The following is a 23048-nucleotide window of genomic DNA, read 5'->3' as shown; positions in this document are numbered from 1 at the left end:
CTATTGATATTTATGATGTTTTCATAAAAAAAGAAATTATCCATACAAGTTTTTCTGGTTTGAATAATTTCTATTCCCTTTATTTATCTTATTTAGTTACAGCAAACGGTGAATGTTTTAATCCTTATCAAAATCTTTCTTCAAATTCACTTTATACTATAAATACAAAAAATTCTAAAGACTTTAGGTTTTTACTTCACAAAAACTCTCCTTATTTAGGAATCGGTATAAATTTCAATCAGTCCATGATAGAGCAATGCCTGTCCTCTTATAAGAATAAAGTCTGTAACTATGAAGATTTATTTTTTAATACCAGCATTATAATAAACAAGCCTTTAGAAAGAATCGCAAAAGATATCCTTAATTGCAAGATGGCATCTCCTGCTGCTGAAATCTTTTTTGAGTCAAAGGCAAAGGAATGGTTAAGTATTACAATAGACTCTTTTTTAAATAAGTACAGCAATCCACTATCTATTGCCGATGATGAGGCTTTGAAAAATGTCACCAATTATATAGACGATCATTATGCAACATCTATCTCACAGGATACTTTAGAAAAAATATCCACTATGAGCGGCACAAAACTAAAAAAGTTATTTAAGCAAAAATATCAATGCACAATTACAGAATATACTCAAAGACGGAGAATGAATATGGCGGAATTACTCCTACTGAACTCTACCCTTAAAATTCAAGATATAGCAGAGGCTGTAGGATATTCCTCTCACAGTAAATTTAGTACATGCTTCAAAAAATATAAGGGATTTTATCCCAAAGACATAAAAAAATATGCGAAAAATAATCTTTCTGATTAAATACATAAGGATTTAACTTTGGGGACGGTTGAGTTAGACCTTATTGGAAAATGTTAAAGTCATAATTGGTAAACCTAAATAAATTATACGTTTAGGTCTTGTTATTATCTTGTAAAATCAGTAAAGTAGCTAATTCTACTATTTTTAGGGAGTTAGTCACAAAGAAAATCAAACAGTTAGACTGACTGTTTAAGTATGAAAAAAGCAGATAAAAAATCCCTTGAGTAAATAACTTAGGGGATTTTAAAGGTTGGGATAGGGTATTGAAAAGCTCGTACAAAGTATAATAAAAATCCCCACCAAATTTTGAAAATCTATTGAAATGTATTGAAGTTTATTAGCAGAATACATGAGTGGAAAGCTTGATTTTAATACATTTAGAAGATTAATGAAAAAGAAATATCACACTTTCATTCTTATTAAAATCCTTATAACTGTATTTTGAATGATTTTCCCCAATCAAGCATCCCTCTCTCTTATAAAATATATACATTCAGTTGTATGAAATGTAATATTGTTCTTATCAGACTTGAAACTTTTACTAATCCAACTATTTATCTTACACATTTATTTTAAACCTACAGTATCCTATTTTCTTAATATTCTACAGTGTAACACTGCATTTATATTATAACGCTAATATGTTCAGAAAAGAAATACTTTGTAAGTCAATGTCTGTTATAACGGAAATTGTTAGAGATGTCTATCATGACAGAAATTGAGATAATGTCCATAACTTCCCTGAAGATAAATTATGTAATCACAAACTATTTCATATCCAATCTAGTGTAGGTTGTTTGGAGCATATCATCAACAAAAAAAGAACGAGCCAAAACTGCGTTCTCCTTATAATGATGAAAATATGTTTTATACCACAAAAGATATGTAAACTAATCTTTTAAATAATAAAAAAGTTCCGACGTTTGTAAATGTTTTGAGTAAATTGAAATTACTTTTTGACCTTCTGGAAATACTGTCTTTCTCTTCAAATCTAATAAAGATTGAGGAACAATTTTCTTTGATGTCTCTTTCAATGTTAATGCTAGTATCTGTTTTCTTGTACGTAGAGCATAATCAAACTCCAAATACAAATAACGTCCTGAACCAGTTAGATGAACATGCTTTCCCAATAACTCCTCAATAGATCCTAAAACTTGTAACTTTTGCATCGTGGTTCCATCATTTTTTATTTTCAACTCATCAATTATGACATGACTATTTAAACAATCGTCAAAGAAACTGCCTGCACCTTTTCGGTAATCAACACCACATAGGTGCATGAAATTAGTAGGTGAAAAATGAAGTTCAACACTTTCTATTTCCGTTTCATAATACATGATTTTGCCAACAAAGTGTTCTTTAAAAAAAGAAGCCGCAATTTGTAACTGAGTAAAAAAACGCTGAAGTTTTATTTTTTCGGTGTAATTTGGATTACGATAATCTCTAGAATTTTCCATATTTTCCTCACAAAAAAGGTGGTTTACAGAGTCTGTAAGCCACCTAGTCAGTCGGTTTATTCTGGTGTCTGCCACCGCTTGGCCCTTACGTCCAAGATTGCTATCGGATTTCGTTCTGGTGTCCGCCACCGCTTGGCCCTTATGTCCAAGATTACTATCAGATTGACCATGAGCCGACCACTCATCTACACTATTTATTCTACCTGAAAATTGTTAAAATTTCAAGTATCAACTTCTTTATTTCACCGTATAGGCAAAACTGATGGCACTATCTGCTTGAGAGATTTTTCTAAAGGTATAGTTAGGGTTGCCACCATAGTTTGTTTCAGACACGAGGAAAGAACCATCATCATAGATCTTCTCGACAAAAGCCACATGACCATACTCTGCTGGTGTACCATGTGTACCTCCCACAAAAGAAACAATAGCACCTGCTCTTGGTGTAGAACCCGTTTCCCCTCCAAGACTTGACGCTGTCGCAACCCAGTCCTGACCATTTCCCATGGTATTAATGATCGAAATCTTTTCTCCATTTCTACCTTTTAATTTTAAGCCTAACTGATTCATACGAGCCGCAACACCCCATGTACATTGTCCATAGGCATAGGCCATACCATCCCCACCACCAGGAACAGAATGCTCATACAAGTCTCCACGAACACCTTCAAGGGATTGCGGGTCACTTTTTGCCTGTCCTCCATTTGTTTGACTAAAGCCTTTTTCAATTTGGTAATACCATTCCGTGGCTCTAGTTTGTCTTTCCAGTAGTTTGTCTCCAGAATTTCCCTCCCAATAGGTGAGGAAGAGTTGGGCGAGATTGGCTGCACTGCCCGTATTTTTAAAGAAATCCTTTAACCAACTTTGATAGTAAGGACTATCCCCATGAAGCATAAAATCAAGTTGGAGGTCTAAATCATACCATTTCTTATTTTGGGTGCGTGCATAATTCAACAAGGCTGTATGCCGTGTTGACCCATCTGCGGTATCTGTCCATTGCCCTAACCCCAAACCTCTATGAAGAATATTAGGATAAGCACCTCCATAAATGGCTGGACCTCCAATTGCTAACCATGCTTCATCATCCCATGAGGAATCGGTAGCGCCAACTGGAGGAGATAAATAATCTCCTTCAGCTCGTTTTGGATTAATAGAAGACTCTACCGACCAATTTCCTAAAATAGCCGCAATGGCTTGGGGACTTGCCCCTTGAGATTTCAAAAACTCATAAATATGTTTTGCACGTTCAAACTCATCCCCACCAAACTGACCAATGGCAGGTAAGATAGTTGTCTGAAGTTGAATGACCTTTGGAAAATAAAATTGCGGATTGACATACACCAATTTTTCTTTCTTGTTCTTATACTTTTGATAGGAAACTTTCAAACCTGTATCATCTGGTGTCTCACCAATAATATCACCAGTTAAGACCCTTGTCCCCTCAATCGCACGGCCATTATGGATGGAATATAATGTTAAACGACTCTCATTCTCTCCTTTTCCGTTAGTGAGAATAACATTGTCACCGTCTAGAGATACAACACCATCCATTGGTGCGACAATCCTTTGGTGAGCCTTCGCTTCTAGTAGTATGTACTCCTGAAGGGTAGGTTTGCCGTCTAAATCATAGTATCCATAACGATAAGTCATGGTTAGACTATCTTCGTTGCTTTGTCCCTCAAACGGATTGTCTAATTCCTGCATGGAAGCATAGACACCTTCTTCTTTTAGTTCCTTCATTTCCTCTTGATCGTCTTTAGATAGTTTATACTTAGGAGTTTCATAAAGGTCTTGCATGGATTTCAAATCTTCCCCATCGTTTAAATCATGCCACAAAGTAGACAGATAATCCTTGTAAGTTTCTGAACTAAATAAGTGAACTGGTTTGTGTAACTCATAGTCATGGAATTTAAAGTTCATATACCCCATCACATCATCAACTTTTGTGTAATAGGTAATGCCTTTGTCATTTGTACGAGTATGTTCTGCGTCTTCCCAAGTTAGGTGGGTATAAGCTTTTGTTAATTCAAATTCATCTTGTTGAATCAAACTAGCAGATGAAAAACCTAAAAAGAAGCTCATCATAAGTAAAAGAAGAAAGACTATTCCTCCAACTATCCAGGTTGCAGGATTCCCAGCCGCAAATGTAAAGAAGGAAAAGGCTGCTTTTAGTTTTTGATAGATATTTCGGACACTTGTAAGACCTTGTTTCTTTAATTTTCGATACCGATTTTTAAAGGAACTTGGATTATCTTTCGCTAGTTTCCATCCTTTTCCATCCTTAAAATGATGGTATCGCTCTTTTGTGTTGGTCAGCCTTTTCTTGGTAAAACGACCTGTTGCTTGTCCTGTTTTGACACTAGCTTTTCCAAGATTATAAGAAAGCCGACTGTAGCGTTTCCCTTTTCTAATGGTCTCTTGAAGTGTGCGATAGCCTTCTAAATCTTCATTTTCTGAAGCTAACTCTCCACCTTCTCGTCCAAGGACATAAAGAAAAGTTTTGACTTTCCTGCTGACTTTTTGGGACTTATAGGCTTGTTTAGTAGATTTTAAATTCTCTTTTGCGTCCTTGACTTCTTTCTTAGCTTTTAATTCTTCTAAACTCTTCCCTTGAAAGAAAAAATTAGATTTTGCTTTCGATTCCTGACCGTAGAGAAATTTTTGATTGGTTTTTCTTTCTTTATGACTCTCTTTTCTTTCTTCTTTTGCTTCTACCTTGGCTTCTCTAAATTGCTTCTTGGCTATTTTCAATCGTTTCCTAGCATGAGGTAATCGTCTATCTCTTAATTCTTTGCGATTCAAAAGAGATGGAGGACTATTTTGAAGAATATGATTGTAGTCCTCATTTGCTTGTTTTACTCTAGCCTTTGAAACTTCTCTCATCTCCTCTAGCTTTTCTTTTATCTCTTTTTTCCATGCTTTTTCATCCAGTACAGCGGAATCTTTTTTCTGTTTCTTCACCTCCTTCTTTCCTTTTTTCAAGAATTTTTTCTCATCTTTTAGGCTTCTTCTAAATGCCTTTCGGGCACGTATGATTTCTCTTTTATCCTTCATTTACCTTCCCCTTAATTAGAAGCCATTTTATCAGGATCCGTACTCATGATATCAAACAATTGAGTACCTTGAGGAATCTTATTTTTAAAGGGAACAACAACTGAACCAGCTTTTATTAGTCCTGCCCCTTTTTCTGGATTGACTAGGTATTTTTCGAGTTCTTTTGACAAGCCTAAGAGTTGAACCAGTTCTTCTCGGTCATTTTTTGCCTGCTTGAGGAGAATCATAAATTCACTATTTGCAATAATCCGTCTACCATTTGGATCTAACAATAAGGTTTCGACGTTTTGAGTTATCCCAGTCGGACTGGCTCCATATTTTCTGACACGACTCCATAATTTAAAGAAGAAATCACTGGCATATTTATCTAATAAGAGAAGCTGCATTTCATCAAAATAAATCCAGGTTTTCTTCCCTAATTTTTGGTTCCGAACAACACGATTCCATATCTGATCAAACACTACCATAAGAGCGATTTGTTTCAGCTCATCTCCTAACTTCTTAACGTTATAAATCAAGAAATTAGATCCTGTCTGAATATTGGTCTTATGAGAAAAAATATCAAGAGAACCTTCGACATATAGTTCCATATCAAGTGCCAAATTCTGCGCTTCTTCTTCTGGCTGTTGACTCAAGACAAAAACCCATTCTTCCAAAGAAGGCTCTTTAAATGACTGATAGGTCAGTCTGGTGACTCGGTCGATAATCGATTTTTCTCTTCCATCCATTTTTCTATCCAATAACTTGCCGATAAAGGATAAAAGAAATTCTGATTTTACCTTTACAGGGTCTTCATCCATATTTTCCTCAGACAAGTCAAGGACATTGAGATAAGTTTGGGAATCAGGCGCAATATCAATCATTTCTCCCCCAAAAGCTCGTCCAATGACACTGTACTCTTCTTCTGGATCCACAATGATAATTTCAGTATTTTCACCAGATTCCTTGATTTTGGTCGTGATAATTTCATGCTTGGTTGCCATCCCTTTCCCAGCTCCAGATGTTCCTAAAATCAGACCAGACGGTGTATTTAATAGGCTTCGATCAATGGTAATAATATTGCTTGAGATTTGATTGATACCGTAATATTTCCCACTTCGGTCTTGTATGTCTACTGAAGTCCATGGAGAATTCACTGCTACATTGGACGTTAATAAACTCCGTGATACGCCCTCTAAAAAATCACAACCAAATGGCAGCAAACTATTAAAGGCTGCTTCTTGCATATATGGTAGTTTATCAATCATTAGGTCATTTGAGCCGGCCACTTGTTGGAGCGTGTCTAGGGCTTGTTTAAGTTCTTCTTCATCCTGACCAAAGACCCCAATCAAGAAGACTGTTTGAAACAGTTTATCTCCTGTCTCTGTCATGGTTTTTAAGAGTTCCTCAGCTTCATCGATATTGCTTTCTAATACATGACCTACTTTTTCCAAATAGATACCTGTACGAGCTAGTTTTTGTTGTTCCCCAATCTTTTGGGATTCCATCAAGGTCTTCTTTGTTCGTAGTTTCTTCATGGCATCTGCCTTGGTCGAACTTTGAGCATGGAGGCTCACAATCAATTCCAAATCTCCTTGCATGAGGTCTCGAATAAACTGATCTCCTAATTCCATACCGTAGTCTCTCACATAGACAATCTGCAATAAGCGGTCATTGATTTGTAGGTAATTCTTGTTTTTAAAATCCAAGAGATTAGGTGCTATGAAGTGACGAGTTGTCTGACCAGATTTCGTTAAATCACGGTAAGAAAAAGGAAGATGGTGTTCTCCTCTAAGCATATCGGCCAACAAGTTGACACGCTCTTCTCCAGCCAAGGATTCAAATCGTGCATCAATTTCTGAGAAACCACTCTTGAAATATTCTCCTATTTGGGACAAGGAACGATAGGCTTGTTTGGGATTAGAATCCTTTCTACCAAAGCTAATCAGTTTCACAGCTGAAAAGTTATTTTCACCACTGTCTAAATTCTGATTCATCATTCGATTCAATTCTTTACGATAGGTATCATACCCATCTTCTTTTTCCTCATACAAAACACTTTGTCTGAATTTTTCTAAATTCAATCTTTTATTAAAGATAGTCAATTGGAAGTTGGTTTGGTCATCTAGGGAGTTAATCAAATCAGAATACTTCTCAATGATTGCGCCCTTATCTTCTAAACCAACGGTCTGGTAATTGACATCACCAAGTAAATAGCTTTGTGAGAAATAATCTTCTTTTACCTGCATCAGACCATTTTGATACAGAGCTTGATAGGAAAGAGTATTAGCCGTAGAGGGTAACACTTCCTCTTTTTTTCCTTTAACTACTTCTTTCTGATTAGTCATTGAGGTTTTTTGTTTCTTTAATGTATTTGATTTTCTTTTCATGTTCAGGTCCTTTCTTTCCTGTAATTGTGCGTAGGGGAACCGTTAGTTCAAAATGAAGACGGTATTTCAAATAATGTTCAAAATATAAATCATTGGGTTTATAGACTCCAAAAAGCATGAGGGGGATGGTAAAGGCAAACACAAAACCGTAGACAAACCAATCTCCAAATTGCCAGAAAAAGAGATTCAAGCCCAAAACAATAATTGTGACAATAAAGGCTGGTAAAACAAAGATGATTTGTCTTGTGGTGAAACCTAACCAAGCCCTGTGTTGGTATTTTGAGATGTCTTTAAAGACACGTGTATTCATGACTTTCCTTTCTAAAAAGGCTAAGAAGCATTCACTTCCTAGCCTTTATCTAATTACATACCTAAGATTGAGCGAGCCGTACGTTGAGAACCAACGAGGGCAATAATCAGTAAGATAGCTTGTACCAAACTACCAAACATAATCGCAAGTGATTGCAAGACTCCTGCACCATTTGAAACAGCTATTTTCCCAGCAGATTCAAACAAAGGAACAAGAGAAACAATCAGAAAAATAAGAACCCCTTGTACCGCATAGACCATAATATTTTTTAAATAACCAATACCAATAGACTTCCACTCATCACTTAAAAATGTTGGAATCGTAAGAGGGGCAAATGGGATCATAAGGTAGAGTTGAATAAATCGAATAGATACCAAAAGATTAACCATGGCTGCACTTACTATCCGAACTAGCCAAATGAGGAGGGCGAAAAATCCCACAATCATACGGCCAATAAATCCTGAACCTTTTAGTCCAGAGATTGTATCATACTTTGCCCCACCGTGAGCCACAATCGAGGCCACTTGTTCAATGGCGTGACTCGCAATCCCGATGATGGCTTCTACAATCACGGTAGTGTTGGTAATTACAACTGCGACCATAATATAACTAATCAACATCGGCGCTAATGCTTCAAAGGTCATCGCTCCTCCTGAGTTAGCAATTTTCTTTGCCATCTTCGAAAATTCTAAGATGAGAACAACTGATAAAATCGCAACTCCAAGAGGCTGCATAACACTTTTAGTAATACTAGACATATAAGTCCAAACTGTTGGATTGTAGCTAGATAGAGATTTAATCAAATCTACCGTAGATTGTAAATCTACATTAAATCCTTCAAATAAATTTTCAGCTGATATTTTTTCAGATGCAAGGTAAACAAAGGGTGAGACTAAACTAAGATTCATGTCATTGTTTATCCTCCTAAATTGAAATCTGGGTTACAAAGGCTCCAGCAGCCCCAACCATAACACCACCGACAATTTCCAGAATGGCATTCCGAACACCTGGTCCACCATCTTTAATGTTGGTTGCAAGGTTGACAATCCCCACAACAACGAGAAAGGCACCAACCGCAATCAATCCCTTCTGTAACAAAGACATAGCTTGTGCAAACATAGCACTTGCGTCTACTCCATAAACAAAACCTTTAAAATGCGTAATCATCTATTTCCTCTTTTCTATTTTTATTTTAAACTAGATTCAAAAGTTAAATCACGAATTCTAAGGCCTTCAAGATGATTTTCTTGTCTTTGATTTAAAGGATTGATTTGATAGTTCCACCACCGTTCATCGGTTTCTTGATTGGCTAGGTATTTCCAGTTTGGATGCTTAGTGGAATTGTACTTTTTGCTTTTAAAGACAGGCATATTTGCAATTCGAACCAAGCATTCATGCCGTTTCATATTTCCGACCTCATCAGGTGTCATTAAATCACGAGCAATCTTTTGATGAGAAAGGGATCCTGAACCTGTCTGGCCAAAGGAACGACTCGTATTTCGAACATCAATGGTTTGTTTTCCGAGTAAGCCACTCATAAATTTAAAGGTATCTTCATCATTCCCACCTAAGTAGACTAAGCTATCACAGTTCCCCAAAATGGTTTTCCAAGCTTCTTTTTCTTTATAGAGCCCTTGAAGTTGGGCAATATTTTGTAGAATAGGAACGAGACTCATGTTGCGAGAACGGACTGTCGAGGTTTGTTCAGCAAAATCTGGGATTTCTCCGATATTTGCGAACTCATCTAAATAGACTCTCACATGAAGAGGCAATTGACCCTTAAAATCAATATCTGCTTGTCTTGTTAGGGTTTGAAATACGGTTGAAAAAAAGAGGGCTGAAAGAAAGCGAAAGGTACTATCGTTATCTGGGATAACTAAGTAAACCATTGATTTTTCCTGGCCCCATGTCTTCATATCAAGGGTATCTCTTTTGGTCAAATCCATGACACTTTGAATATTGAAGAGGGCAAATTTAGCAGTGGTTACAGCTATAACAGAATCCAGAGTCTTATCCTTATAATTTTGAAAATCTGCCCAATTTCGCATGGTAAAATTTTCAGTTCCATACTTTTTAGCATAATTTTCAAATAGAATTTCTAAGACACTTTTTTCTTGATTTTCACCCTTGGATAAGTGTTTAATGAGTTTTGAGATTTCAGCAAAACTTGGATAACGCCCTCGTTTTTTTCGCTCTTCCACTTCTTTTTTTTGACGTTTCAACAAGTTTTGGTATTCTGTTTGACTCAAACGACTCTCTTCAATGAGCTGTTCTCTTGTTTTGGGTGGATTATAGAAATCGACCAAGTAAGAGGCTAAAGCTCGTACCAAAGTCATAGAAGCTTCATCCCAAAATGGATCACTACGAGAGCCAGAGCCTTTGGTGTTATTAAAATAAACCGTCAGCATGCGATTCAAATCATTTTCTGTCTCTATATAGCGAAAAGGATTGAAGCCATCTGAGTTCTTCATATTGACTAAATCTAACACCTTTACTTGGTAGCCATGTTCTAAAAAGAGTTTGCCTGTTTTCTCAGCTAAGTGATCTTTAGGATCCACGACAATATTAGAACTGTTCATCTGAATCAGATTAGGTTTTACAAAGCGAAAGGTCTTCCCACTTCCTGAACCTCCGATCACCGCAATATTCTTATTTCTATCATATTGGGGTGGTCTTTTATCTAATAATGTCAAACGAACATCTTGTGCTAAAATCGTATCATGAGAAAATTCCTTACCGTAAAAGAGCTTCTTTTCTTTTAGAGTTCCAAAACGGGCGCTCCCGTATTCTACCCCTTCTCGGTATTGTTTTTTACCAGTCTCTAGATAGAGATAAACCAGCAACATCATCACAAAGCCTAGTAGAAAAAAAGCACTTGATTTTCCAGTAAAAGAAACATTCCATGGCGACTGAAGAACTTCATCTTGACCCTCCATCAGAAGATGAGTCCATTTATCTAAGCTATTTCCAGTATAGGAATCATACAAAAGCGTCAAACGATGAAAAAGATAGCCTAGTAAGATGCCTAACAGTGAGAATAGTAGGAATTTCTTTCCACTGTACATCATCTCACCATCTCTTTCTGTTTGACGGCCCCTTCTTGTCTAAAGGTAATTTGGGATTTAGCCTCATCAATTGCATCGTCTAATGACTTATCCATGGTAAAATCAGCTAATTTCTCCGGATCATTAACCATTTTTTCTAACAGATGGTCTAAATGATTGTCCAGAATCGAACGGTCTTTCGTGTAGAAATGTAGAGAATCCCCTTGCCAAGCGATGGCTAAAGGAATCTCTTCTTTTTCTAAAAAAGCTTTAAATTTCTCTATATCAATTGGTTTGTCTAAAAAATCTTTTTTCAGATTAATCGTATCAATCGAATAAGGAGATTGTAGCAATTCTTCTAATTTCTGTACCCCTATCTTATAGGCGGAATCTTGTGCTAAAACTTGGCGTCTAGACCATTCTAGAATCTTTAAAAGACTTTTTACAGTAAATAAAAGACTACGCTCAGCATATTGAACTGCCATTCGTTCCTGTTGTTCAGAGGACATCTGAGGCCTCCTTCTTAACAAATAGCAGCTTTCCTTCTTTATAACGATAAGCTATCAATTTCTGACGTTGCTTAATCGACTTGACAACCTGCAGTAGATCTCTCGAATAAGGTTCTCGAAGAGTAACTTCTACTGCTTTCCCATCAAAGATACCAACACGTTTAAATTCAATGTAGTCTTTTTTGAGATGTCCTAAGCCCATACCAAAAGGAAAGTGATGAATCAATTGGATGGTACAACCACCTTTATTTCCCATTTGTTTCAAATCATACAAGTTTACTACCTTCATGATTAACTCCTTTATCTAGTTTGTCGCATCGTTTAAGTCTGGTAACGATAAACTCCGTGTCTGTTAGAAAATTCTCACACACGTCTTGTGCCAGTTGCCCTTCACAGGGAAATACTCTCAGTCCCTACTTACACAGGCACGCTAATCAAGACGGAGTGGATTCAATTTTCAAAGAACAGGTAGCTTTATTATAGATAAGAGTAGTTGAAATTTTTATCACATTTCTTATTTTTCTGTCGAGCTAAATTCATATTCATCAAAGAGTTTGAAATAAAAGACTAACATTGTTACATAACGTTAGCATTTCATTTCCCTTTGAAAATCTAACGTTGTCTAAACAAGCAGCAAACTATAAACTAGTAGGTTCCACACCAAATGTAGACCCATACTGCCCCATAAGTCCGATTTATAGCGCACCATCCCTATAAACATTCCCAATGAAACATATAAACACCAAGCTAGAATGGTTCCAGGATGATGTGCTAAGGCAAATAAAACACTTGTCAACGCAATTCTGATATCTAATTTTCTCACCAAATTCCATATAATTTCTCTATACAGAAATTCTTCAACCATACTCGCATTGATTAAGAACAATAAAAATGAAAACCAAGGAACTTGATGTTGAAGTCCAATTAAGTTTGCTTGATTCGTGGTTCCTTGAGCATGGATTAGGCTAAAACATAGACTTATAATCAGTAGGCTAATGAATCCAATACCAAGCCATTTCATCCTAGATTTCATATTGACCTTATGAGCTTGTTTGCGTTGGCCATACATCCATAAAAAAGAAATGAGTGACGCACCATAGAGAATCTCTAGTATAGTTAACTCACCGATACAAAGAAATTTCAGTAAGTATAGAGATACCAATAGGACATTTACTTGTTGGAATATATAAACTGGAATTATTCTTTTCATAGTTACCTCCGAAATAAATCTTCATAATCTAAATCTAATACCTGCACAATCCTTTCTACCCATGGACTTTGAGGCATCCGTTGTTCCATCTTGTAGTGACGAATCTTTTGATACAAACGATTCAATTCACTTGGATAGTGAAACTCTCCCGCAAACATTTTTCTGGTTAACTCAATCCAGCTGATATTTCTTTCAGCCAAAATAATGGACAAGTTCTCCCAAAATCGTTCAGCCATATTGCTTCTCCTTTAACTTGATAAATAATGTGTTTGTGCCATGTAAATCAATTGTTTCGTATCTCTTGGCAATAAAGCTCTAGCCTCCTCCAGATTCAGATTTGGATAAACTCGCTTATTTGAAACCGCAAGAGGAAGTCTGATGGTTAGTTCAGGATTTTTTAATATCATCTCGATGAAATCCGTTAATCTTAGATTGTCACGGTTCTTAAATCGCAATAAATTGGGAGATAAAAACTCAAAACAATCTGAAGAATAGCTCATCATTTCAATTAATTTGTCCTTTGTCATTTCAGAAATAGAATGAGGAATGACCTCTATGCCATACTTTTGAAAGAAATCCAAAAGAAGTTGATTTCTATGGCTATTTTTACTTAGATAGAGATCAATCATGGGATACCTCCCAAAGATTCGGTTCCATTTGATATTCTGATACGATTAAGGAATCTAATAAATTTGCGAAGTTAATCGGTTGCTTGTCTTCATCATAAGCTTTTACAGTTACTTGGGTTGTAAGTATTCCCTCTTTTCCCTCGGCTCGATAGCCTTGTCCATATAAAACAAAAACAAGATTTTGATGATCATCTACAAAGGCATCGGCTCCGTTCTTTATATCCTGACTTTCAAGGAATTCCATAATGTTTTGAAGATAGGATTCATAAAATAGGGGGTAGTTGTGTTTTTTATGGTAATCATCTAAAAATGTCACCTCAAACTCACATGGATAATTGGGCATCAAAATTATTTGTTCATCCAGCTGTCTGATTTCTGCATCATGTAATTCTGTTTCTAATTCATCACAATCTAGTATTGATTCTTTATTTAATGCTTTCATCTTTTTCCTCTATTTCTTTAAATTTCTTTGCGATTGCGGCAATCACAGGAACGGTTACACTATTACCAGCTTGTTTATAAAGCTGACTATTACTAGAGACTTTTCTAGCAGCTTCAAAAGCCCAATCAGGAAAACCCTGCAATCGAAAACACTCTTTAGGAGTGATTCGTCGTATCCTCAGACGGTAAAATTGTCCATTTATTAAAATACCAGCAACATGGTAAACTTGCTTATCTTCTCCTTCATAGCTAGCCACTACTACTCCCATTTGACCACTAGTTGTTAACGTATTCGCTATACCTTTTCCAACTCTACCACGACGATACTGAGAACCTGGTCTTTCCAAATTGATTGAATCTCCTATTTCTGCTTGAGCATATCCTTTTTTCGTTGCCTCTCGGACTTTTAGAAATTGGATTGGTTCTGGAATCAGTATTTTGGGGATTTTATCTCCACCTTGCATCGTAGTCAGTGTTGGAGATAGCCCCTCACTTCCATAGACGCGACCAGTTTCCTTAAAGCTAGTTGGTAAATCTCCAACAACGACAATACCATGGCGATCCTGAGTATTTAAAGTAAACATTGGCTCTTGATTATCCTTGAAACGTCTACCATTTTGTCTCTTTTCTAATCTGTCTGGTGTCATACAAGGAATCGCAACTTTAAATCCTTCTCCTTTTCCACGAACTAAGGTTGGCGCAAGACCTTCTGAATAATAGACTTTACCACTCATTCCACTTTTTGATGGATTCAAATTTCCTAGTGCTTTCAAAGTCTCAGAGTTAGTTGCTTGACCTTCTCGTCTGAAAGGAAATAGGAGTCGGGTACCTTTCTTTCTAGAATGTCCGATAATAAACACCCTCTCTCTGTTTTGGGGAACGCCAAAATCCTTACTGTTAAGCACCTGCCACTCAACATCAAACCCCAACTCATCAAGTGTGGTAAGGATTGTGGTGAACGTCCGTCCCTTATCGTGATTGAGTAGGCCTTTAACATTTTCAAGAAAAAGAAAACGTGGTTGGATTTGTTTGGCCGCCCGAGCAATTTCAAAGAACAAAGTTCCTCTAGTATCTTCAAATCCCAATCGTCTTCCTGCGATTGAAAATGCTTGACAAGGGAATCCCCCACAGATGACATCGACTTTCCCTCTAAGTTTTTTAAATTCGTCATCTGAAACATCTCGTATGTCATGAAATTCTATTTCTCCTTCCGTTTGAAAAATGGACTTATAAGATTCTCTAGCAAATTTATCAATCTCACAAAATCCAATACACTCGTGTCCGACACTTTCCATTCCAAGTCGAAAGCCACCGATACCTGAAAATAAATCAATAAATCTCATTTCTTGATCACCCCTTTCTTATCGACTATCATTGTCAGAACTGTCACTCCACTTGAAATGACAATGAGCATAACTAATATCCACTCGATTGGCGACATTTTAACCACCTCCTTTTCTAACACGATTATTCCAAACGGAATACAAGCCGTTAAACACAAATTCAGCAAGTACTTCCGCTCGTCTAACAAAGCGAACATTGTCAAGAGCATACTGATAGATTCTCTCAAAATCAGTCATAGCAATTTCACTGGCTGTTTCAGAAAAACCCTCTCGTCTAAATTGATCTTGCACCAATCCCCAAATATAATCTCGATCATATTTTGTGACCTTTTCTACTTTTCTTTTCAAAATAGGTTGAGTATTCCTATCCTCCTCATCCTCAATAAATAAAGAATCAGTCTCACTATATTTAGTCTCACTAACTTCAGTCTCACTAGGGGCTGAATGTGAGACGGGGGCTGTTTCATTTTCAACCTGCCCTAGTCTTTTTTTAACACTAGGCCTGTTTGAATTACCTACTGGGGTAGTAGACAACTCCCCTAAATAAATCTTATTAGCTAGTCTCCCTTTCTCACTTGAAGACTGTTGAACTTCATCAATTAAGTCATATTCTTTAAGAGTTTTTTTGATTGATAGTAGTTTTGACTTCGAACAACCTAACAGCCTCATCAGTTTAGAATTAGAAAATACTAAATAGACTGCTCCTTCTTCATCTATCCAACCACGACTGAGAGATAATTCTAAACGATCTTTTAAAATAGAATAAGCCACCTTTACTTCTAGTTTCATATCCATATATTTCTCATCCTCAAAAAGAATTTTAGGTAATTTATAATACCGTTCTGAAGTTTGGTATTGATTTGCGGTAATTCGTTTCATAGCGCTCCTCCTAGTTCTTTGAGTATTAAATCTCCACTTGATTCCAATCGAACCAAGCCACTTTTTTCTAATTCAGCCATAAGAGAGATGGCTTCAACAATATCAATTCCCATTTCACGTACTAAAAATGAAATGACAATATAGCGTGATGATTGTAATTCTTTTGTCATTTTCCCTCCTGAAAATAAAAAAAGGAGAACAATATTCAATTGTTCTCCACGATAAATTTGTTAAAAAGAAAAACCCTGCCAAATTAATTTTTGGTAGGGTTTTTGGTAGGAAACTAAATTAATTTATCAGTTTCTAAAATGTGTTCACGATTCTAAAAGGCTGATACTATAGTATTCCGATTTCTAATTGGTATATGCCTCTTATTTAAGAGTAACTGAAGCTCCAGCTTCTTCCAATTTAGCTTTAAGTTCTTCAGCTTCTGCTGCAGCAACGCCTTCTTTGATAACGTTTGGTGCACCATCAACAAGTTCTTTAGCTTCTTTAAGGCCAAGACCAGTGATTTCGCGTACAACTTTGATAACGCCGACTTTCTTGTCACCAGCTGCAGTCAATTCAACGTCAAATGAATCTTTAGCAGCGGCAGCTTCACCAGCACCAGCAGCAGCTACAGCTACAGGAGCAGCCGCAGTTACACCAAATTCTTCTTCGATAGCTTTTACAAGGTCGTTCAATTCAAGGATTGAAGCTTCTTTAATTTCAGCAATAATGTTTTCAATGTTCAATGCCATTGTTATTTCCTCCAAATAATTTTTAAATTTATAATATTTTTCGTAGCTAGGCTACGCTGCGTAGCTTAAGATTAAGCTGCGTCTTCTTTGTTGTCTGCAACTGCTTTGACAGCAAGTGCAACGTTGCGAACTGGCGCTTGAAGTACAGAAAGGAGCATAGAAAGGAGTCCTTCGCGGTTTGGAAGAGTTGCAAGTGCAAGAATCTCTTCTTTTGATGCGACAGCGCCTTCAATTGCACCACCTTTGATTTCAAGTGCATCAGCGTTCTTAGCAAAGTCGTTCAAGATTTTCGCTGGAGCAACAACATCTTCATTAGAAAATGCTACTGCAGACGGTCCAACAAAAACAGATGCCAAGTCTTCAAGTCCAGCTTTTTCAGCTGCACGACGCAAGATTGAGTTTTTGATAACTTTATACTCAACTTCGCTTCCACGAAGCTCACGACGAAGAACGGTATCTTGCTCAACAGTCAAACCACGAGCGTCGACAACGACGATAGATGCAGCAGCTTTCATTTTTTCAGCAACTGCGTCAACCAGTTCCGCTTTTTTAGCAATAATAGCTTCACTCATTTAGTGTTTCACCTCCGTAATTATTTTGCTTGGGGAATTTTCCAAAAGAAAAACGCGCCCAAACCTAGACACGAAAGTACAATACGCTTCTTTTTACATGATACGTTTTGTCCTCGGTAGGATCTTTATGAGTCGAGCTCCCCTACTGTCTTAGGCAGTTTTTTCAAACCATTGATAATTATAGCAAAAGAAAAAAAAGATTGCAAGTCTTTTAAGCAATCTTTTTGAATTTAATATTTCTATCCCGCAAATCTCTTACTTGACTAATATCTACTTCTTTCCCTTAGTCGAAAGTTTCGAGTTCAATATAATCAAAGTTCTCTCTTAAATAATCAAATAAGGCATCTTTACGAGCTTTCTGATTAATTCCGGCAAAACTTCGCAACTCATTTGTTCGGAGTTCAGATTCACTGCCATCAAGATACCATGCAGAAAAATGAACTCGTCTCACCCTATGACGACTACCTAAACGATACATCTTCATAAATGCATCTATCTTAGAACATTCTGGTAGGTAGACAATATCAAATGTCCTGTAACAAATGAGATGATTGCCATAAACCAAAACTTGCAAACCTTTATCAAGGTAATCAGCATCATTGAGATAGTCCCAGCTATCTTCAAGCTCAGAGTAACAATCTCTCAATTCCTGGATATTACTGTTTAACAAAAGATTATTTTTTATAATTCTATAGATAGACTTGAATAATTCAATATGAAACCAAATATAGCAACCAATCAACATAAAATTTTCATGAATCAAATCTAGCCAAAATGATAATCCTACTTTGAATGTATGATAAATAACACTACACGAAAAAAAACCAAAGAAGATAGCGCCAAACATTGGACCGACCATCATCAAAATTCTAGCTTTTAGCGGAGAAAACTTAATCCTTTTTCCCATTTCCCTCAGCTCCACCTAAACTCAATTCTTTATCTCCTTTTATATCGCATTTCCCCTCAGGTGTATTTAACTTTGTTTATCGTAGAAAAAATTTATTTCAGTAGTTTTATGGCATATTAGGAAAAGTCTTCTTCAGCAGATTTCTGCTTTCTTCATCGGCAGGTAGCCATCCGTCATTGAAAACACGATCTTTTATCCAAAAACGATTATAGAAAAAAGTCCAAAAGAAATTAAAGGCTGTTCCAGTTGGCTTTAACAAATCTTCTGGAATGAAAAGCACAGCAATAACAAGCAAAGCGCAGAAAGAACCTAAAATAATACCAAAGTATTTCCAGTCTTTTCGAAAAAGTGGGACAAAAAACTAAATAGTAACATTGTAATAGAGTAGGATGGTGACAAGGTTTTAACTTTGCTTCCATCTGGCGACTGAATAGTGATCTTATTCATAACATCTCCTTTTGATGACATAATATACCAAATTAATTTAACAAACTTTGATATATCTGTCAACTTTTTTGCTTAGATATTAGAGATTGATAGCCAATGAACATAAAAAAAGAAACTAGAAAGTTAGTCAAAGATTGTACTAGAGAACTGAAAGGAATTGACTTCTTTGTTTGAATTAGACCTTTAAAGTGTGAAATTTAAATGTTTTTTCAAAAAAAATACAGCCCTAAGGCTGCATTACTAAAATTGATCAAATGGTTTCTGAAACTATTTTTCTTTCAGACTACCATTTAAACCATCCCGAATAGGGTCTAGAAAATAATCTAATACGCTCCTGCTACTAGTTTTAATTTCAATAGTACCAGATAAGCCTGAAATCAATTTCACCCCTTTATGTAGTTTCTCTTTATCAACAGAGATTCTGACAATGTATACCATTCCTTTTCCTTTTACTTGAAAAGCTGTCGAACTTATATAAGTCACTTTGCCAGGTATCGTCCCATAATCAGAATAAGGATAGGCTTGTAGTTTTACAACTGCTTCCATATCTTTTTGAATATCTGCACGATCCTTATCAGATACTTGTGCTTCAAATATCAACTCTGATTTACTAGGTAGAATTTTTACTATTGGATTTTCTGAACTAATATTCTGTCCAATATAACTAACAGAAAGACTAGCAATTTGACCTGTTGAAGGAGCTTTAATTGCTAAATGTTCTAAAATATAATGTTGCTGAGCTAGATCCGTCTCGGTTTTTCGTTTATTTTCCGTCAAAGTTGCCATTTTTTGAGCAAGACTAGTATCATACTGTGCAGTTACTAAGTTGGCATCAGCTTGTGATAATTGCTGACGATAAAGATTGTTTTCAGATATCAAGCTCTGAACAGCATTCTGAGCCGAAGAATCATAATCTGATAATTGAATAGAGACATTTTTATCAGCCTGATATTTTTGAATTACTGCGATGGAAGAGTTGATTTCGGTGAGGCTGTTTTCTAATTGTCCGACATTTTGTTTGGTTACTGCATCATCTAGTTCTAATATGGTTGTTCCCTTTTCAACTTGGTCACCCTCCTTGACGTTCATAGACTTAACTATGCCATTAGTTAAACTAGAAACCGACTGCACCCGTTCCTCAGGCACTATTTCTCCCGTTCCAACAACAACCACATCAATTCTTGATAAAGAAGCCCAAAGCAAGACTATGAGCAATAGAAGACTAATTAAAATTATAATCCATTTCCCCGCAATATGCGCAGGTCGCTCAACAATCTCTAACAACGATGGCATAAAGTCATATTTTAGTGTCCTATCTTTTTGCTGCCTATATTTTCGTAAATAGTTGGTTAAGGGAGCATTTTTATTCATATCCATCTTATCCCACCCTTTCCTGTTGACGATAGAGATGTGCGTATAGCCCATCTTCTTCAAGAAGTCGTTCATGGCTATCATAAGACACCACATTTCCTTCATCAACTACTAATATTTTTTCAGCTTCAGCCAATGTAGAAAGCCTATGAGCAATAATAAGCACCGTACGTCCTTGACAAATAGTCTTTAGATTATCTTGGATAATTCGTTCTGACTCATAATCCAGAGCTGAGGTCGCTTCATCAAAAATCAAAATCTTAGGATTACCTAAAATAGCGCGAGCAATGGCAACACGTTGTTTCTGCCCCCCAGACAAACCCAGGCCTTTCTCGCCAATAACGGTATCATATCCTTGAGGAAGAGCTAGAATAAAGTCATGCGCTCCTGCTGTCTTAGCGGCAGCTACAACCTCATCCATAGTTGCTAGAGGCAAATGAATAGATATATTTTCCCGCACAGTACCGTTAAACATAAAGTTTTCCTGTAAAACAATGCCAATCTGCCGTCTCAACTGCTCTGGATTAACCAAAGACAGGTCTAAACCGTCAATAGAGATTTTCCCAGCCTCTGGGACATAGAGACGCTGAATGAGCTTGGATAAGGTACTTTTACCTGAACCACTCCGACCAACTACTCCGACAATGCTACCAGCCGGAATAGTAAAGCTCATATCTTTAATAACATCCGAAGCATCTGAACGGTATCGAAAACGAACATGATCAAAAACGATCTTCCCTTCTAAAGTTGGCAATTCAGCCAAGCCATTTGGACGTAGTTCAGTTGGAGAGTTAAAAATATCACCAATACGAGTTACTGATAAGGATGCTTGTTGATACTCTTGCCAAAGCTGAACTAAACGAAGTACAGGACCACTGATATGGCTAGATAACATTCTAAAAGCAACTAATTGCCCAATCGTAAATTTACCATCAATTACAGCTAATGCACCAAAAACAAGAATCAAAAGATCAAACGCTTTCTGAATAAATTGTCCAACCGCTCCTGAATTGGAGGCAATCATGGCTGTTCGATAGTTGGCCTTGACATAATCAGCCTGAAGGTCTCCCCACTTCTGCTCAAATTTCGATTCCAAAGCAAAGGACTTGACTGTCTGTACCCCCTGAATAGACTCCACCAAAAAGGAACTGGTCTCTGCACCTGCTTGGAATTGCTCATCCAAACTTTTTTTAAAGAGGGGGGTCACAATGGCTGAAAGAAGTGCGAAACAGGGAATAGATGCCAACACCAGCCATGTCAGAGGAACGCTATAGAAAAATAGAACCGCTACATAGACTAGGATGAAAAACGCATCAATCAGAGATGATAGAGGTGTTCCTGTCAAAAACTGCCGAATATGGTGTAGCTCCTGAACTCTTGCAACCGTCTCTCCTGCTCTTCTGGCCTCAAAATAGCGCAGTGGCAGAGCGAATAAATGCTTAAACAAGCGTGCATTTAGTAGTACATCAATACGGTTGGTCGTATGGGTAAATAAATAGTTCTTAGCCAAAGACAGAATCAGCTCAAAAATATACACTAGACCGATCCCAATGGCGATGACGGTCAAAGTGGACAAACTATAATGAGACAGAACCTTGTCAATAATGACCTGAACCATAATGGGGGTTGAAATCCCCAAAATCTGAATAACAAAAATCCCCAGCAATACTTGGATAAAGGCTGTCTTAAAACGCAATACCGTCGGAATAAACCACTTAAAGCTAAAAAGTGAATCACTTCCTCTTAAGGATCCTTTTTTAGTCAGGAGAATAGCAGAGCCATCCCATTTTTCCTTCAACTTTTCTAGCGATAGTAAATGAGGACTGGACTCTCCTGGATAGAGAAGCAAAACTTCCTCTTCCTGTAATCTTGCAATAATAAAGTAACTCCCCTCCCTGTCTTGAGCTATAAAGGGAACCATACTTCCTGCTTTTTTGACCAAATCTTTCATCGGTAAGACAACATATTTCCCTTTAAGTTGGTAGTATTTTGCTGCTTCCAACATAAAAGGAATTGACTCATTAAAGGAACTATTGGCAGCGATTTGTTTTAAATCTTCCTCGCTTGCCTGCACTCCTAAAAATTGTGACATAATCAAAAAACATTCCACTGCCGAATAAGTAGACAGGTGTTCATAATTCATTTCTTTTTCTTAACCCTCTCTCATTTTCTATCTTCTAAAAAAACAAGAAACTAGGGAACAAAATCGTCCCTAATTTCTATTATTGTACTATTGTACTGTTAGTTGCTCTGTAAAGAGATTCGTATTTGTATTAGCAGCTGAATTAACAGCCGATACAGTATTTTCACTTGGAAGAGCGGATGCTTCCTGCACCAATAGTTGAGCTTGAGTTGTAGCTTGTACTTCTGCAGCAGTCGCTTGAACCAAGAGGTTCGCACTGCTTGTTGTATCAGTCAAAGCATCTGAGTTACTTATCAAAGCGGATAAAGTCTGAGCCTGAACAGCTGTCGTGACTGACTCTTCAACAGCAGGCGCTTCCTTAACATCCAATGTCAAGGTCTGCTCATTGATAGTGGCTATCCGTTTATCGGAAAATTCTAATTGAATGTTTCGGTAAGACTGATTATAACGATAATTACTCAAAGTCAACTGATCCTCACCATGACTTAGAGACAAATCCCAATTGCCACTCTTAGCTACATTCAGACTTTCCGGAGTAATGCCTTCCAAGAAACGGACCACATTCCGACCATAACCATCAGAAATCGTATCCTGACCATAGCCTAATCCGAAGATGTAGGTATCATCACCATAACCGCCAGTCAACTCATCATTACCTACACCGCCGTCTAGATAATCATTACCAGAGCCACCTTCAAGTTTATCATTACCGTTTCCGCCATCCAGAAAGTCATTGCCATCAGAACCAGACAGCGTATCATTGCCAGCACCGCCATAGAGCTTATCCACTCCCGAAGAGCCATAGAGCCAG

Annotated in this window: 24 protein-coding genes, 1 pseudogene and 1 other annotated feature; of the genes and pseudogenes, 2 read left to right on the top strand and 23 right to left on the bottom strand. The window is 37.0% G+C overall.

Annotation, left to right across the window (positions count from 1 at the left end):
• Positions 1 to 815 (top strand): helix-turn-helix domain-containing protein (locus D8877_RS11770; RefSeq protein WP_142999430.1); only part of this gene is annotated, 815 nt, incomplete at its 5' end.
• Between the two features lie 890 nt (positions 816 to 1705).
• Here the strand turns inward: D8877_RS11770 and D8877_RS11765 are convergent.
• Positions 1706 to 2272 (bottom strand): PBECR4 domain-containing protein, encoded by a 567-nt coding sequence (locus D8877_RS11765; protein WP_000431812.1) that lies wholly within the window; start codon positions 2270 to 2272, stop codon positions 1706 to 1708.
• Between the two features lie 18 nt (positions 2273 to 2290).
• On the opposite strand from D8877_RS11765, the gene D8877_RS12305 reads away from it, so the two are divergent.
• A complete protein-coding gene (locus D8877_RS12305) occupies positions 2291 to 2479 on the top strand; it encodes a hypothetical protein (RefSeq protein WP_075202690.1) in 189 nt (62 codons plus the stop codon).
• A 30-nt stretch (positions 2480 to 2509) separates the two neighbouring features.
• On the opposite strand, the gene D8877_RS11755 is transcribed toward D8877_RS12305, so the two are convergent.
• From D8877_RS11755 to D8877_RS11645, 22 genes and pseudogenes are all read right to left on the bottom strand, one after another.
• Positions 2510 to 5323: a phage tail tip lysozyme gene (locus tag D8877_RS11755; protein ID WP_048773339.1), complete on the bottom strand. Its 2814-nt coding sequence runs from the start codon at positions 5321 to 5323 to the stop codon at positions 2510 to 2512.
• A gap of 11 nt (positions 5324 to 5334) precedes the next feature.
• Positions 5335 to 7692, bottom strand: coding sequence for a VirB4-like conjugal transfer ATPase, CD1110 family (locus D8877_RS11750; RefSeq protein ID WP_185760223.1), 2358 nt, complete (start codon positions 7690 to 7692; stop codon positions 5335 to 5337).
• A complete protein-coding gene (locus D8877_RS11745; protein ID WP_048773335.1) occupies positions 7643 to 8002 on the bottom strand; it encodes a PrgI family protein in 360 nt (119 codons plus the stop codon). The genes D8877_RS11750 and D8877_RS11745 overlap by 50 nt, the downstream gene beginning before the upstream one ends.
• 53 nt (positions 8003 to 8055) lie before the next feature.
• Positions 8056 to 8910 carry a VirB6/TrbL-like conjugal transfer protein, CD1112 family gene (locus tag D8877_RS11740; RefSeq protein WP_001054257.1) on the bottom strand — a complete coding sequence of 285 codons (855 nt, stop codon included), beginning with the start codon at positions 8908 to 8910 and terminating at the stop codon, positions 8056 to 8058.
• 16 nt (positions 8911 to 8926) lie between these two features.
• Positions 8927 to 9169 (bottom strand): hypothetical protein, encoded by a 243-nt coding sequence (locus tag D8877_RS11735; protein ID WP_000627865.1) that lies wholly within the window; start codon positions 9167 to 9169, stop codon positions 8927 to 8929.
• 20 nt (positions 9170 to 9189) lie between these two features.
• Positions 9190 to 11067 (bottom strand): VirD4-like conjugal transfer protein, CD1115 family, encoded by a 1878-nt coding sequence (locus tag D8877_RS11730; RefSeq protein WP_125353402.1) that lies wholly within the window; start codon positions 11065 to 11067, stop codon positions 9190 to 9192.
• Entirely contained in the window at positions 11067 to 11555 is a 489-nt protein-coding gene (locus tag D8877_RS11725) for a hypothetical protein (protein WP_048773330.1), read from the bottom strand. Before D8877_RS11725 ends, D8877_RS11730 begins: the two co-directional genes overlap by 1 nt.
• Positions 11545 to 11844: a hypothetical protein gene (locus D8877_RS11720; RefSeq protein WP_000869753.1), complete on the bottom strand. Its 300-nt coding sequence runs from the start codon at positions 11842 to 11844 to the stop codon at positions 11545 to 11547. The genes D8877_RS11725 and D8877_RS11720 overlap by 11 nt, the downstream gene beginning before the upstream one ends.
• Positions 11845 to 12177: 333 nt before the next feature.
• Positions 12178 to 12765: a CPBP family intramembrane glutamic endopeptidase gene (locus D8877_RS11715; protein WP_048773328.1), complete on the bottom strand. Its 588-nt coding sequence runs from the start codon at positions 12763 to 12765 to the stop codon at positions 12178 to 12180.
• 2 nt (positions 12766 to 12767) lie between these two features.
• Positions 12768 to 13001, bottom strand: coding sequence for a hypothetical protein (locus tag D8877_RS11710; RefSeq protein WP_000840776.1), 234 nt, complete (start codon positions 12999 to 13001; stop codon positions 12768 to 12770).
• 12 nt (positions 13002 to 13013) lie between these two features.
• Positions 13014 to 13394 carry a thioredoxin domain-containing protein gene (locus D8877_RS11705; protein WP_125353399.1) on the bottom strand — a complete coding sequence of 127 codons (381 nt, stop codon included), beginning with the start codon at positions 13392 to 13394 and terminating at the stop codon, positions 13014 to 13016.
• The gene (locus D8877_RS11700; protein WP_125353397.1) at positions 13387 to 13836 is read right to left on the bottom strand and encodes a hypothetical protein; all 450 of its coding nucleotides are present in this window, start codon (positions 13834 to 13836) and stop codon (positions 13387 to 13389) included. The genes D8877_RS11705 and D8877_RS11700 overlap by 8 nt, the downstream gene beginning before the upstream one ends.
• On the bottom strand, positions 13820 to 15178 hold the full coding sequence (gene dcm / locus D8877_RS11695) for a DNA (cytosine-5-)-methyltransferase (RefSeq protein WP_125353395.1): 1359 nt from the start codon (positions 15176 to 15178) through the stop codon (positions 13820 to 13822). Before dcm ends, D8877_RS11700 begins: the two co-directional genes overlap by 17 nt.
• Before the next feature lie 99 nt (positions 15179 to 15277).
• Positions 15278 to 16057 (bottom strand): replication initiator protein A, encoded by a 780-nt coding sequence (locus tag D8877_RS11690; RefSeq protein ID WP_125353393.1) that lies wholly within the window; start codon positions 16055 to 16057, stop codon positions 15278 to 15280.
• The gene (locus tag D8877_RS11685) at positions 16054 to 16227 is read right to left on the bottom strand and encodes a hypothetical protein (protein WP_000159607.1); all 174 of its coding nucleotides are present in this window, start codon (positions 16225 to 16227) and stop codon (positions 16054 to 16056) included. The genes D8877_RS11690 and D8877_RS11685 overlap by 4 nt, the downstream gene beginning before the upstream one ends.
• 201 nt (positions 16228 to 16428) lie before the next feature.
• Positions 16429 to 16797 carry a 50S ribosomal protein L7/L12 gene (gene rplL, locus D8877_RS11680; RefSeq protein WP_002895571.1) on the bottom strand — a complete coding sequence of 123 codons (369 nt, stop codon included), beginning with the start codon at positions 16795 to 16797 and terminating at the stop codon, positions 16429 to 16431.
• Positions 16798 to 16868: 71 nt separating this feature from the next.
• Positions 16869 to 17369, bottom strand: coding sequence for a 50S ribosomal protein L10 (rplJ, locus tag D8877_RS11675; protein ID WP_002897628.1), 501 nt, complete (start codon positions 17367 to 17369; stop codon positions 16869 to 16871).
• 37 nt (positions 17370 to 17406) lie between these two features.
• Positions 17407 to 17542, bottom strand: a sequence feature (ribosomal protein L10 leader region).
• 110 nt (positions 17543 to 17652) lie between these two features.
• The gene (locus D8877_RS11665; RefSeq protein WP_125353391.1) at positions 17653 to 18276 is read right to left on the bottom strand and encodes a hypothetical protein; all 624 of its coding nucleotides are present in this window, start codon (positions 18274 to 18276) and stop codon (positions 17653 to 17655) included.
• A gap of 106 nt (positions 18277 to 18382) precedes the next feature.
• Positions 18383 to 18723, bottom strand: a pseudogene (locus tag D8877_RS12505) (hypothetical protein).
• 267 nt (positions 18724 to 18990) lie between these two features.
• Positions 18991 to 20100 carry a beta-barrel domain-containing protein gene (locus tag D8877_RS11655; RefSeq protein ID WP_185760222.1) on the bottom strand — a complete coding sequence of 370 codons (1110 nt, stop codon included), beginning with the start codon at positions 20098 to 20100 and terminating at the stop codon, positions 18991 to 18993.
• A 1-nt stretch (position 20101) separates the two neighbouring features.
• Positions 20102 to 22237 (bottom strand): peptidase domain-containing ABC transporter, encoded by a 2136-nt coding sequence (locus D8877_RS11650; protein WP_125341716.1) that lies wholly within the window; start codon positions 22235 to 22237, stop codon positions 20102 to 20104.
• Positions 22238 to 22324: 87 nt separating this feature from the next.
• Positions 22325 to 23048: calcium-binding protein (locus tag D8877_RS11645; RefSeq protein WP_142999429.1), on the bottom strand; the 724-nt coding region annotated here is incomplete at its 5' end.

The sequence above is a fragment of the Streptococcus sanguinis genome, assembly GCF_003943735.1.
In the GTDB taxonomy this organism is placed as follows: domain Bacteria; phylum Bacillota; class Bacilli; order Lactobacillales; family Streptococcaceae; genus Streptococcus; species Streptococcus sanguinis_E.
Note: the sequence above shows the minus strand (reverse complement) of the source record. Positions and strands in the feature narration are given on the sequence as shown.